We start from the raw sequence: 14,216 nt of genomic DNA on the forward strand, positions 1-14,216 counted from the left end.
GGGCCGTTCTCCGTCACTTCACAGCCTCCAGTCGGATTCAAGCTCGTCGATCTCGTCCTGGAGGAGGTCCACCAGGGGCAGGTCGGATGGGGTGTGGCCGCCGGCGGCCGGGTCGTCGGCGTGGGTCGCCAGGGTGCTCAGGGCGGCGAACCAGAGGTCGGTCAGATCTCTGATCTCGGACTCGTCGAAGAGGGCGTCCGGCCACGACCAGGTGACCTTCAGCTGCGGGCCCCCGGCGCTGTCGTGGGTGACCGCGTTGAGCTCCAGGCTGTGGGCGAACGGCATGTCCGGGTCCATGGGCGCGATGTGCACCGTCTCGGGAGCGGCGCCCCAGTCGTCGTCCGCCGCCCGGTCGACGCGGACCCGGCCGAGGTAGTTGAACCCGATCTGCGGGGTGGCGGCATCGGAGAGCACCGGCGCCGTGCGCGGGTTGAGGTAGCGCAGCAGGCCGTAGCCGATCCCCTTGTCGGGCAGCACCCGGAGCTGTTCCTTGACGCGTTTGAGCGCCGCTTCGGTGCCGGCGCCGGCCCGGGTGGTCTCGTGCCAGCGGACACCCGGGTCGAGCCGCAGGGGGTGCATGGCGGTGAACCAGCCGACGGTCCGGGACAGGTCGCAGTGGCCGTCCTCGTCCCGTCCGTGGCGCTCCAGGTCGATCAGCACCGCGCTGCCGCCGCCGGTGCCCCGGCGTCGGCGCCACTCGGCGAGCGCCAGGGCGAACCCGGTCAGCAACACCTCCTCGACCCCGGCGTGCACCGCGGCCGGCACGGTGGTCAGCAGCGGTTCGGTGAGCGAGGCCGGCAGGACCGCGGTGTGGTGCCGGGCGGTCCCCCGGGTGTTCTTGCCGGGGTCGGCCGGCCGGGTGCTGAGGTGCGGATCGGGGAGGGCCGTCATCCCTTCCCACAAAGGCAGTTCGGCCTCGGCGGTGGTCCGTGCCCGCTCGGCGAGGCGCTCGGCCCAGGTGCGGAACGAGGTGCGGACGGGCTCCGGCGCGACGTCGCGACCGCTCGCCCGGGCACGCCAGGCGGTCATCAGGTCGGGGACCAGGACGCGCCACGAGACGCCGTCCACCACCAGGTGGTGGGCGATCACCAGCAGCCGTCCGGGCCGTGCGGCGCCCGCGTCGAACCAGACGACCCGCAGCATGTCGCCCGCTTCCGGGCCGAGCTCGAGCCGGGCCGTCTCGGCCTCCTCGGCCAGCAGGTCGGCCAGTGCGGTGTCCGGGTGTCCGGACACGTCGACCCGGCGGACGTGCCGCGCCGCGTCGTGCGTCGCGGCCGGCACCTCCAGGGTCCAGCGCGCGCCGTCGCCCCGGTCCAGGCGGGCGCGGAGCATGTCGTGCCGGCCGAGGAGGGCTCCCACGGCGGCGGTGAGCGACGGCTCGGTGAGGGCGGGGGGCACACGCAGCAGCACCGACTGGTTGAACCCGTCGAGCGGGCCGCCCAGTTCGCGCAGCCACTCCATGATGGGGGTCGCCGGTACGGAGCCGGTGCCGTCGTCATGCTCCGCCGCCGGAGCGGAGCCGTCGGTGTCCGCCTCGGCCGCGGCGCGGGCGAGACCCGCCACGGTCTGGTGCTGGAAGACGTCGCGGGGCGCGAGCACCAGCCCGGCCTGGCGGGCCCGGCTCACCAGCTGGATGGAGACGATGCTGTCGCCGCCCATGGCGAAGAAGTTGTCGTCGACGCCGACCTCCCGGGCCCCGAGCAGCTCCGCGAAGAGCGCGCACAGCACCCGTTCGCGCTCGTCGCGCGGCCCGCGGCCGCCCCCGCCCGTGTAGTCGGGTGCGGGCAGGGCCCTGCGGTCGAGCTTCCCGTTGCGGGTCAGGGGCATGGCGTCCAGGGACACGAACGCCGCGGGCACCATGTAGTCGGGCAGCAGTCCGGCCACGTGGGCGCGGAGGGCCTCCGGGTCCGTCTCGGCGCCCGGGGCGGGCACCACGTAGGCGACGAGCCGTTTGTCGCCGGGCCGGTCCTCGCGGACGGCCACGACGGCCTGGGCGGTGCCGGGGAACGAGGCCACCGCGGACTCGACCTCACCGGGCTCGATCCGGAAGCCGCGCACCTTCACCTGGGCGTCGGTGCGGCCCGCGAACTCCAGCGTGCCGTCGGCGCGCCACCGCACCCGGTCGCCGGTGCGGTACATCCGGGCCCCGTCCGGGCCGAACGGGTCGGCGACGAACCGCTCGGCGGTGCGGGCGGCGCGTGCGGCATAGCCGCGGGCCAGCCCCTCGCCCGCCACGTACAGTTCGCCGGCGACGCCCGGCGGGACCGGGCGCAGCCGGTCGTCGAGCACATAGACGCGGGTGTTGTCCATCGGCAGGCCGACGGGGAAGGAGTTCTGCTCCAGGTCGGAGCCGGTCAGGGCGTGGTGCAGGACGCACAGCGTGGACTCGGTGGGTCCGTAGCTGTTGGTGAGCCTCGCTCCGCCGGCGTGCTCGCGGACCTTGCGGACCGCGGTGGCCGACATGGCGTCGCCGCCGACGTAGATGTCCCGCAGGCCGCGGAAGCACTCGGGGTGGTTCTCGGCGAGCAGCCGGAACACGCCCTCGCTGAACAGGCCGACGGTCACCCGGTGTCCGGTCATCGTGCGGGCGAGTGCCGCGAGGTCGGTGGCCTCGGACTCCGCGGCCACCAGCCGGGCGCCGGTCAGCAGGGGGCCCCACAGTTCGTAGGTCGAGGCGTCGAACGTGGTGGGCGAGTGGAACAGCACCCGGTCGTCGGGGCCGTGCCCCCAGTAGCGGTCGCGGACCAGCCCGGCGACGTTGCGGTGGGTGACGGCGACGCCCTTGGGTTCCCCGGTGGACCCGGAGGTGTACATGACGTAGGCGAGCTGGTCGGGCGCGACGGACGGGCGGGGCTGCGGGGCGGCTCCGGGCGTCCGCGGCTCGTCGGCACGCACCAGGACGGCGGCTCCGTCGGGTACCCGTCCCACGGTGGTCCGGTCCACGACGACCGCGACCGTGCGGGTGCTCTCCAGGATGTGCCGCAGTCGCGCCTGGGGGCTGCGGTGGTCCAGGGGGAGGTAGACGCCGCCGGCCTTGGCCACGGCGAGGGTCGCCACGACGTGGTCGGCGCGCGTGCCGAGGAGCAGTGCCACCGGGTCCTCGGGGCGTACGCCCTGGGCGAGCAGCGCGTCGGCGAGCAGTTCCGCGCGGGCGTCGAGCTCGGCGTAGGTCAGGCGCAGCGAGCCGGACACCAGGGCGACGGCGTCGGGGGTACGGGCCACCTGGGCGCCGAACAGCTCGGGCAGGCTCGCCGCGGGCACCTCGTGCGTGGTGTCGTTGCGGGTGACCAGCAGTTCGTGCTGCTCCTGCGGGTCCAGCAGGGGCAGTGCGCCGAGCGGCCGCTGCGGGTCGGCGACCGCGGCGGTCAGCAGCCGCTGGAAGCGCTCCGCGAAGGAGCGGGCGGTGGCCGCGTCGAACAGATCGGTGGCGTACTCGAGTTGGCCGAGGATACCCTCCGCCCGGCCGTCGGTGGCGTACTGCTCCCAGAGGCTGACCGACAGGTCGAACTTGGCCACCGGGGCCTCGGCGCCCTCGACCGTGACGCGCAGCCCTTCGAGTTCGGCCTCGGGCCGGCCGCCCGCGTTGTGCAGGATCAGCATGACCTGGAAGAGCGGGTGCCGGGCGAGCGAGCGGACCGGGTTCAGCTCCTCCACCAGCCGCTCGAACGGCAGGTCCTGATGGGTGTACGCGGCCAGGTCCGTCTCCCGGACCCGGGCGAGGAGTTCGCCGAAGGTCGGGTCGCCCGAGGTGTCGGTGCGCAGCACCAGGGAGTTGACGAAGAAGCCGACGAGCTGGTCGAGCGCGTCGTCGGTGCGCCCGGCGACGGGCGTGCCGAGGGGGATGTCGGTGCCGGCGCCGAGGCGGGTCAGCAGCGCGGCGAGTCCGGCCTGCAGGACCATGAAGACGCTGACCCCGTTCGCGCGGGCCAGGTCGGTCAGCGCGGCGTGGGTCCCGGCGTCGAGCGCGAGCGGCACATGGGCGCCGTGGTAGCCGGCGGCCTCCGGCCGGGGGCGGTCGGTGGGCAGCTCCAGTTCCTCCGGCAGCCCTTCGAGGACCGCGGTCCAGTGTTGCAGTTGCTGGGAGAGGCGACTGTCCGGGTCGTGCTCCTCGCCCATCATCGCGTGTTGCCAGATGGCGTAGTCGGCGTACTGGACGGGCAGCGGCCGCCACGCCGGGGCGGTGCCGCGGGTGCGGGCGGCGTAGGCCCGGCCCAGGTCGTCGAGGAGGGGGGTGAGCGACCAGCCGTCGCTGGCGATGTGGTGCATCACCAGCACCAGCAGCGCGCCCTCGCCGGAGGTGATCAGCCGGGCGCGCAGCGGCGGCTGGGTGACGAGGTCGAAGCCGCGCAGCACGGTCTCGTCGACCGCGGCCGCCATGTCGGCGGCGGCGCCGATCTCGGTCTCCTCCAGGACCGGCCCGCCCTCGACCGGGCCGAGGACGTGCTGCCAGGGCACTCCGTCGGTCTCCGGGAACACCGTGCGCAGGCTCTCGTGCCGGGTGACGACGTCGCGCAGGGCCGCGCGCAGCGCGGGGCGGTCGATCTCACCGGTCAGGCGCAGGATCAGCGGAACGTTGTAGGTGGCATTGGGGCCTTCGAGGCGGTTGAGGAACCACAGTCTGCGCTGGGCGAAGGACAGCGGGACCCGCTCGCCGCGGCGGGCCGGGGCCAGGGGCGGGCGACTGTCGTCCCCGGAGCCGAGCTTGGCGGCGAGACCGGCGACGGTCGGCGCGTCGAAGAGCGGTTTGATGCCGATCCGGACCCCGAGGGTCGTGGCGATACGGCTGAGCAGCCGCATGGCCAGCAGGGAGTGACCGCCGAGGGCGAAGAAGTCGTCGTCGACACCGACCCGGTCCACGCCGAGGATGTCGGCGAACAGCCCGCAGAGGATCTCTTCCTCGGGGGTGCGCGGGGCGCGGGCCGACGCTCCGGCGGTGAACTCCGGATCGGGCAGCGCGGGGCGGTCGACCTTGCCGTTGGCGGTCAGCGGAAGACGGTCGAGGACCACGACGGCCGACGGCACCATGTAGGCGGGCAGGGCCGCGGCGACGTGGGTGCGCAGCGTCTCGGGCACGGTGGCACGGTCGGCGCCCACGTAGGCGATCAGGCGCCGGTCGCCGGGCCGGTCCTCGCGGACGACGCAGACGGCCTGGCGGACGCCGGGGGCCGTAAGCAGCCGGGCCTCGATCTCGCCCGGTTCGATGCGGTGGCCGCGCACCTTGACCTGGTGGTCGGCGCGCCCGGCGTACTCCAGAACGCCGGCGCCGGTCCAGCGCACGCGGTCGCCGGTGCGGTACATCCGGGCCCCGGCGAGGCCGAACGGGTCGGCGACGAACCGCTCCGCGGTCAGGGCGGGGCGGCCGCGGTAGCCCTGGGCCACGCCGCTGCCGGCGACGTACAGTTCGCCGGTCACGCCGTCGGGGACCGGGCGCAGTGCGGCGTCCAGGACGTACACGCGGGTGTTGCTCATGGGGCGGCCGAGCGGTACCGGACCGTCGGGGATCTCCGTGCCTGCCGGGACCAGGTGGTCCAGGCAGCCGACGGTGGTCTCGGTGGGGCCGTAATGGTTGATCACGTCGGTCCGGGGGTGGCGGGAGCGCCATGCGGCGAGCTGCTCGCCGTGCAGGGCCTCGCCCCCGATGACCAGCTGGCCCGTGGGCGAGCACGCCGCGGGCAGGCCGTCGAGGAGCGGCAGGTGGCTCGGGGTGATTTTGGCGAAGGTGAGTCCGCCGGGGACCACCAGGTTCTCGTCGAGGTCGGCGAGGTACAGGCAGCCGCCGGCCAGCAGGGTGCCGTACAGGCCGGTGAGGCCGAGGTCGAAGGAGAGCGGCGAGTGGAGCAGGGTGCGGCCGGCCAGTCCCGGGTAGCGGTCCACGCACCGCGTCACGTAGTCGGTCAGCGCGCGCTGGTCGACCATCACGCCCTTGGGCGTGCCGGTGGAGCCGGAGGTGTACACGACGTAGGCGGTGTCCTGGAGGGAGACCGGTGCCGTGCGTTCGGCCGCGGTGAGCGGGGCGGTGCCGAGGCCGGCGAGTTCGGCCGTCGTGCCGTCGTCGTCCAGGACGACGACCTCGGCGGGGCCGTCCGCGAGGTGCGGGGCGCCGGCGAGCACGGCGTGCGTGGTCAGCAGCAGGGACGGGCGGGCGTCGGTCAGCAGCAGGGTGACCCGGTCTCCGGGCTGGTCGGGGTCGAGCGGCAGGTACGCGGTGCCGGCCTTGCCGGCGGCGAGCATCGCCACGACGGCGTCGGCCGAGCGCGGCAGCGCGAGCGCCACCAGCTCCCCGGAGCCCGCGCCGTGCCGCAGCAGCAGCCGGGCGAGCGCGCCGGCGCGGGCGTCGAGCTGTGCGTACGTCAGCTCTCCGGCGTCCGACAGCACGGCGGGCGCCTGCGGGGTGTGCGCGACGCGGGCCTCGAACAGCTGGGCCAGCGTGCCGGCCGGCGGTTCGGTGCCGGTGTCGTTGCGGGCCACCAGCAGCTCATGGCGCTCGTCGGGGTCGAGCAGTTCCAGCTCGCCGAGGGGCAGTTCGGGCCGGGCGAGGGCGGACTCCAGCAGCCGGACGAAGCGCGCGGTGAGGGTCTCCACGGTGGACCGGTCGAACAGGTCGGCCGCGTAACCGGCGGCGGCCGTGATGCCGGCCGGTTCGCCGCGTTCGCCGAACCGCTCGGCCACGCTGAAGAGCAGGTCGAACTTGGCCATGTCCGGGTCGAACTGCTCGAACTCGGCCGTCAGACCGGGGAAGGCGGCCTCGGGCCGGGCCAGGTTCTGCAGCACCAGCTTGACCTGGAACAGCGGATGGCGGGCCGTCGAGCGGGCCGGGTTGAGCGCCTCGACGAGCCGCTCGAAGGGCACGTCCTGGTGGGCGAAGGCGTCGATGTCGGCGCGCCGGGTGCGCCGCAGCAGCTCACCGAAGCTCGGATCGCCGCCGGTGTCGACGCGCAGCACCAGGGAGTTGATGAAGAAGCCGACCACGTCGTCGAGCGCCTCGTCGGCGCGTCCGAAGGCGGAGCCGCCGATGGGGATGTCCTCGCCGGCGCCCAGCCGTGTCAGCAGGGCGGCCAGCGCGGCGTGCAGCACCATGAACGACGTCACGCCATGGGCCCGGGCCACCCGGAGCAGCGCGGCGTGGGTGGCGGGAGAGAGGGCGAAGGGCACCAGTCCGCCGCGGTGGCTGGGCGTGGTGGGACGCGGGCGGTCGGTGGGCAGGGCGATCTCTTCGGGCAGGCCCTCCAGCGTCGCGGTCCAGTGGCCGAGTTGCCGGCTGATCATGCTGTCCGGGTCGTTCTCGTCGCCCAGCAGGGCGTGCTGCCAGAGGGTGTGGTCGGCGTACTGCACCGGAAGCGGTGACCAGGACGGTGCCTCTCCGCGCAGGGCGGCGGCGTACGCCGTGGACAGGTCGCGGGTGAGGGGGGCCGTCGACCAGCCGTCACCGGCGATGTGGTGCACGACGACGACCAGGACGTGTGCGCGCGCTCCGGTCACCAGCAGCGTGGCGCGCAGCGGCAGTTCGCGGGCGAGGTCGAACCCGCGTCCGGCCGCGTCGGCGATCAGCGTCGCCTCGTCCGCTCCCGCGGCGGGCACGATCTCCAGGACGGGGCGCGCCGCTTCGGGAGCGCGGACGACCTGGCGGGGGACGCCGTCGATCTCGGGGAAGACGGTGCGCAGGCTTTCGTGCCGGGCGGAGACGGAGGCGAGCGCCGTCTCCAGGGCCGCGGTGTCGAGCGTGCCGGTGAGCCGCAGGACGAGCGGGATGTTGTACGTGCCGTCGGCCGGGTCGAGCCGGTTGAGGAACCAGAGTCCGCGCTGGGCGTACGACAGCGGCAGCACCTCGGGCCGCGGCTGCCGGGCGAGTGCACGGCGGGCGGGGGCGGCGGAGGACAGCTGTCCGGCGAGCGCGGCGACAGTGGGTGCCCGGAACAGCGTGGCGACCGCCAGGTCCACGCCGAGGACGGTCCGGATCCGGGAGACGAGGCGGGTGGCGAGCAGGGAGTGCCCGCCCAGGCCGAAGAAGTCGTCGTCGACACCGACCGTGTCGCGGCCCAGCAGGTCGGCGAAGAGCCCGCAGAGGATCTCTTCCTGCGCGGTGCGGGGCGCGCGGCTCGTCGCGGCGGTGAGGTCGGGTACCGGCAGGGCCTTGCGGTCCACCTTGCCGTTGGCGGTGAGCGGCACCGCTTCCAGCACCACCCACGCCACCGGGACCATGGCTTCCGGCAGCACCTCGGCCACCGTCTCCCGCACCGTGCGGGTGTCGTCGGTGCCGACGAGGTAGCCGACGAGCCGGCCCTCGCCCCCGGGGCCGGGCACCACGGCGGCGACCGCGTCGGTCACGCCGGGCGCGGCGCGCAGCCGGGCCTCGATCTCGCCCAGCTCGATCCGCTGACCGCGGATCTTCACCTGGGCGTCGCGCCGGCCCAGGAACTCCAGCGAGCCGTCGGGGCGGTGGCGCACCCGGTCGCCGGTGCGGTAGAGCCGGGAGCCGTCCGCGGCGAAGGGATCGGCGACGAACGAGTCGGCCGTCTTGCCGGGGTCGGCGAGGTAGCCGCGGCCCACGCCGACCCCGGCCACGTACAGGTCTCCGGGCACCCCGACCGGCACCGGCCGCAGCGCGTCGCTGAGCACGTACAGCCGGGTGTTGCGGATCGCCCGTCCGATGGGGGTGGTCGACGCCGGGTCCCCGGCCTCCTCGATGACCGCGTGCGTCACGTCGTCGGAGCACTCGGTCGGGCCGTAGGCGTTGACGACCGGGACCGACGGGAAGCGCGCGAACCAGCGTCGGCACAGCTCGCCCGGCAGTTCCTCGCCGGTGACGATCAGGCGGCGCAGACTCGGCAGGGCGGGCACCTCGGCGCCCTCGTCCCAGCTGTCCAGGGCGGCCCGCAGCAGGGAGGGGACGACCTCCAGGATGGTGGCCCGCTCGTACCCGACGAGCCGGAACAGCCCCACGGCGTCCGCGGCGAGCGGCTGGCCGGCGGCGACCATCCGGCCGCCCACCACCAGGGGGGAGAGCATCTGCCACACCGAGACGTCGAACGTCAGCGGCGCGTTCTGCACCACGACGTCGCCGGCCGCCAGGCCCAGGTCCTCGACCTTCGCGAGCAGGTGGTTGTTCATGCCCCGGTGGTGGACCATCGCGCCCTTCGGGCGGCCGGTCGACCCCGAGGTGAACAGGGTGTAGGCCAGCTGGTCGGCGGCGGGCGCCACCGGGTCCGGGGCGTGCCCGGGGGCCTCCAGCGCGTCCAGGGCGACGACCTCGGCCCGGCCGGCCGCCGCTTCCGCGGCCGGGTCCAGGTATCCGGGGCCGGCCAGCACGCAGTGGGCGTCCGCGTCGGCCAGCAGCCCCGCCGAACGGCCCACCGGTGCCTTGGTGTCCAGCGGCAAGTAAGTGGCACCGGCCGCCAGGCAGCCGAGGAAGGCGGCGACGGGCCACCGGCCGCGCTCGGCCAGCACCGCCACCACGGACTCGGGGCGCACGCCCGCCGACCGCAGCCGGTGTGCCACGGCGTCCACCAGCCCCGTCAGCTCGGCGTAGGTGACGTCGCCGGCGTCGTCGGTGACGGCGACGTCCGACGGCCGGTCGGACGCCATCGCCCGCACCCGGGCCACCACGTCCACCAGAGGCTCGGCCGCGGCGGTCGCGTTCCACTCCTGCAGCTGTCGGTGCAGCTCCTCGGCGCTCAGGACGGGGGCGTCGCCCAGGCTCAGTTCCGGGTCCTGGACGACGGCGGTCAGCAGCCGTGCGAACCGGTCCAACAGGGCCTGTGCGGTGGCCTGTTCGAAGACGTCGGCGCGGTATTCCAGCGCCACCGTGATCCCTTCGGCGGCGCCTTCGGGGCCGACGTTCTCCCGGACGTTGAACGAGAGGTCGAACTTGGCGGTGCCGGTCGGGATCTCCCGCAGTCCCAGTTCCAGTCCCGTGACGGACGGCAGGGCACGCTGCGAGCTGTCCATCGCGAGCATGACCTGGAACAGCGGGTGCCGGGACATCGAGCGCGCGGGGTTGACCGCCTCCACGAGCTGCTCGAACGGCAGGTCCTGATGGGCGTAGGCGGCCAGGTTCCCACGGCGGACACGGGCGAGCAGGTCACGGAAGGCGGGGTTGCCGCCGGTGTCCGTGCGCAGCACCAGTGTGTTGGTGAAGAAGCCGACCAGCTGCTCCAGGGCGTCGTCCTCGCGACCCGCGACGGGGACGCCCAGGGCGATGTCGTCACCGGCACCGAGGCGGCTGAGCAGCGCGGCGAGGGCCGCCTGTACGACCATGAACGTACTGGTGCCGCTGGACCGCGCCAGGTCGGCCACCCGGACGTGGACGTCCGGCGCGAGGGCGAGGGTGAGCAGGCCCGCGGGCGGCGTCGCGGCATGCGGCGGGTGCGGGTGGTCGAAGGGCAGGTCGAGGTGGCCGGGCAGCCCCGCCAGCTCCTGCCGCCAGAAGTCGAGCTGCCGGGCGGCGGGGCCGGCCGGGTCGGTCGCGGAACCGAGCAGGGCTCGCTGCCAGGCGGCGTAGTCGCCGTAGCGCACGGGCAGCGGGGCCGGGTCCGGAGCCCGCCCGGCGAGCCGCGCCTCGTAGGCGGCGGTGAGGTCGCGCAGCAGCGGGGCGACGGACTCGGCGTCGGCGGCGATGTGGTGCACCAGCAGCAGGAGCACGTGCCGCCGCGGGGCGAGGGCGAACAGCGTGGCCCGCAGCGGCACTTCGGCGGTCAGGTCGAAGGGGAGCGCCACGGCTGCGGCGAGCAGGCCGGGCAGTGCGGCCTCCTCGGCGGGGACCACGTCGAGCAGGCCGCCGGAGGCCTGCGCGGCGCCCGGGGCGACGATCTGCTGGGAGGGGTTCCCGTCGGTGTCCCGGTAGACCGTGCGCAGCACCTCATGCCGGTCCATGAGGTCGCCGAGCGCGGTCCGCAGGGCGTCCCGGTCGAGGGTGCCGTCGAGGGTGAGCGCCAGCGGGATGCTGTAGGCGGCGCTGGGGCCTTCCAGGCGGTGCAGGAACCACAGGCGCTGCTGGGCGAAGGAGAGCGGAGGCTCGGCGTCGCGCGGCAGCGGTACGAGCGCGGGGCGAGCGGTGCGCGCGTCCGTGAGGTGCTCGGCCAGCCGCCGTACGGTGGGCGCGCCGAAGACGCCCTCGACACCGCATTCGACGCCCAGTTCGGCGCGCACCCGGCGGGCCAGCCGGGCGGCCAGCAGCGAGTGCCCGCCGAGGGCGAAGAAGTCGTCATCGATGCCGACGGCTTCGACGCCGAGGATCTGGGCGAAGAGGGCGCACAGGCTCTCTTCGCGCGGGGTGCGCGGCGCACTGAGCGGCCGGTCCGCGGCGTCTGCCGTGGGGGCGGGCAGCGCCTTGTGGTCGGTCTTGCCGTTGGGGGTGACCGGGATCTCGTCGAGCAGGGTGAGGGTGGCGGGCACCAGGTAGCCGGGCAGCCGGTCGGCCAGTTGCGCGCGCAGCGCGTCGGGGTCGACCGTCCGGCCGGGGGCGGCCGTGACATAGCCGGCCAGGGCGGGAGCGCCCGTGGCATCACGGTGGACGGTGACGGCGGCCCGGCCGACGGTGTCCAGCTCCAGCAGCGCGCCCTCGGCCTCCATCGGCTCGACGCGGTAGCCGCGGATCTTGACCTGCTCGTCGGCGCGCCCGATGAACTCCAGGGCGCCGTCCGGGCGTCGGCGCACCAGGTCCCCGGTGCGGTACATGCGCTCGCCCGGGTGGCCGAAGGGGTGCGCGACGAAGCGTTCGCCGGTCAGCGCCGGGCGGCCGAGGTAGCCGCGGGCCAGCGCGGGCCCCGCCACGTACAGCTCGCCGACCACGCCCTGCGGCACGGGCAGCAGGGCCGCATCGAGCACATAGCCGCGGGTGGCCCCGATCGGCGCGCCGATCAGCGGCTCGTCGCCGGGTGAGAGCGGGGCGCTCATGGTGGCGCACACGGTGGTCTCCGTCGGCCCGTACCCGTTGACGAAGCGCCGTCCGGCCGACCACCGGGACACCAGGCCGGCGGAGCTCGCCTCACCGGCGACCAGGATGGTCAGGTCCGCGGGCAGGTCGCCGTCCGGGTCCAGCACGGCGAGGGAGGACGGCGGCAGAATCGCGTGGGTGATGCCCGCTTCGCGGGTGAAGGCGGCCAGCGGGTCGCCCGGCATCAGCCGTTCGCCCGGCGCCAGGACGAAGGTGGCACCGGCGAGCAGCCCCATGCACAGCTCCGGGACCATCGCGTCGAATCCCATGGACGCGAACTGCAGCACCCGGTCGCCGGGGCCCACGGCCAGCCGTCCGACGAAGGTCTCCGCGAGATCGGGGATGCCGGTGTGGGTGACCATCACCCCCTTGGGGCGGCCGGTGGAGCCCGAGGTGTAGATGACGTAGGCGGGGTGGTCCGGGGTGAGGGGCGCGGTGCGCTCCGCGTCGGTGAGGGCGGTGTCGTCGCTGCCCGCCAGTTCCCCGATCACCTCGTCGTCGTCCAGTACCAGCAGGGGACGGCCGGCGGCGCGGGCGAGGCCGCCGGTTGCGGCGTGCACGAGCACACAGGCCGGCGCCGCGTCGTCGAGCACATACTGGATACGCGCCGCGGGGTAGGCCGGGTCGAGCGGCAGGTAGGCCGCACCGGTCTTCGCCACGGCGAGGACGGCGACCACGAAGTCGGCGGACCGGGGCAGCAGGAGGGCGACCCGGTCCTCGGGGCCCACGCCCCGCGCGACGAGCAACCGGGCGAGCCGGTTGGCGCGCGCGTCGAGTGCGGCGTAGCTGAGGGAGGTGCCCTCGCACTCGACGGCCACGGCCTCCGGTGACCTGCGCGCCTGCTCTTCGAAGAGCGCCGGCAGGGTCGGTCCGGCGGGGGCGGGGCGGGATGCGGGCGCGGAGCCGGTGAGCGCGGTGTGCTCCTCGGCGCCGAGGAGTCCCAGGCGTCCGACGAAGGTCCCGGGCGTGTCCAGGGCGCGTGCCGTGGTGCCGAGGAAGCGGACGAACCGGTCCTGGTGGGCGGCGAGTTCGGGCGGGGTCCAGAGCTCGGGGTGGGCGTCGAAGTCGACGCGGATCTCGCTGCCGTCGGCCCGGTCGTACACCGAGACGGCCAGGTCCTCGATGAGCCGCAGCGACATGTTGTGGGCGTCGGCGCGGTGGCCGGCGAACCGCAGGTCGTAGCCGAAGGGGACGACGTTGAGCAGCGGGCCGAAGAACCGCCGGTGGTCGTGGCGCAGTCCGAGGTCGCGGCGCAGGTCCTCACCGCGGTAGCGCTGGTGCGGTGCCACCTCGCGCAGGGCGGCGCGGGTGCGGTGGAGGAGTTCGGCCACGGTCGTGCCGGAGTCCACGGACACCCGCAGCGGCAGCACGTTGGCGGCCATGCCGGGCGCCCGGCGGGCTCGCTCGCTGGTCCTGGCGGTGAGCGGGAGGCCGACCACGAGGTCGGTGAGCCCGGTCATCCGGTGCAGGTACGCGAGGGTGGCGGCGATGACGATCCGGGACCTGGCGACGCCGATGCGCTCGGCGACCTCGGTCAGATCGCGCTGCACGTCCTGCGGCAGCCGGGCGGTGCGGCGGATGAAGTCGGGGGTGGGCCGCAGCGGACGGGGCGAGAGGGCGACCGGCTCCGGGTGGCCGTCGTACTGCGCCCGCCAGAACGCCCGGTCCTGCGCGAAGGACTCCGAGTCGCGGTAGGCGAAGTCCTCGTCCAGCAGGGTGCGCACGGACGCGAAGGAGACCGGCTCGGGGGCCTGCCCGGCGGCCAGTGCGGTGTAGACGTGCGCGACCCGGCGGACGAGCAGGGCGGCGCCGACGCCGTCGAGCAGGATGTGGTGGTAGGCGTGGTACCAGAACCAGCGGTCCGGTGAGACCCGGAACAGGGCGTAGGTGAACAACGGGGAGCGGGTCAGGTCGATCTTCCGGCGCAGATCGCGGCCCATCCACTCCTCCGCCGCCTGCCGGGGGTCGGCGGCGTCGGAGACGTCGATGACCTCCAGGTGCCATTCCGGCTGCGGCCCGACCGTCTGCCGGGGGCCGTCATCGGTCTCCAGGAACCGGATGTGCAGGGCGTCCGCCTCGGTGACCACCTGCCGCAGGGCCTGTTCGAACAGGCCCGGTGCGACGGCACCGTGAATCTCCAGATATTCGGCGGCCCGGAAGATGGGGCTGTCCGGGTCCACCTGCTGGGCGAACCAGACCCCTGCCTGCGCACCGGTCAGAGGGAGCATCTGCTCGCCGTCAGCGAAAGACTGAGATCGGTCCATGACTCCTCGCCCACTCACCC

General features: G+C 74.6%; 1 protein-coding gene. It reads right to left on the minus strand.

Features of this window, described 5'->3' with window-relative positions:
* Positions 1–18: 18 nt before the first annotated feature.
* The gene (locus Scani_RS09150; protein ID WP_159472137.1) at positions 19–14,196 is read right to left on the minus strand and encodes a non-ribosomal peptide synthetase; all 14,178 of its coding nucleotides are present in this window, start codon (positions 14,194–14,196) and stop codon (positions 19–21) included.
* Positions 14,197–14,216 lie beyond the last annotated feature (20 nt).

It is taken from the genome of Streptomyces caniferus, from assembly GCF_009811555.1.
Taxonomy (GTDB): domain Bacteria; phylum Actinomycetota; class Actinomycetes; order Streptomycetales; family Streptomycetaceae; genus Streptomyces; species Streptomyces caniferus.

What these genes read in the sequence shown, in the direction of transcription:
- Scani_RS09150 (WP_159472137.1), bottom strand. Translation starts at nt 14,196, where the DNA reads ATGGACCGATCTCAGTCTTTCGCTGACGGCGAGCAGATGCTCCCTCTG.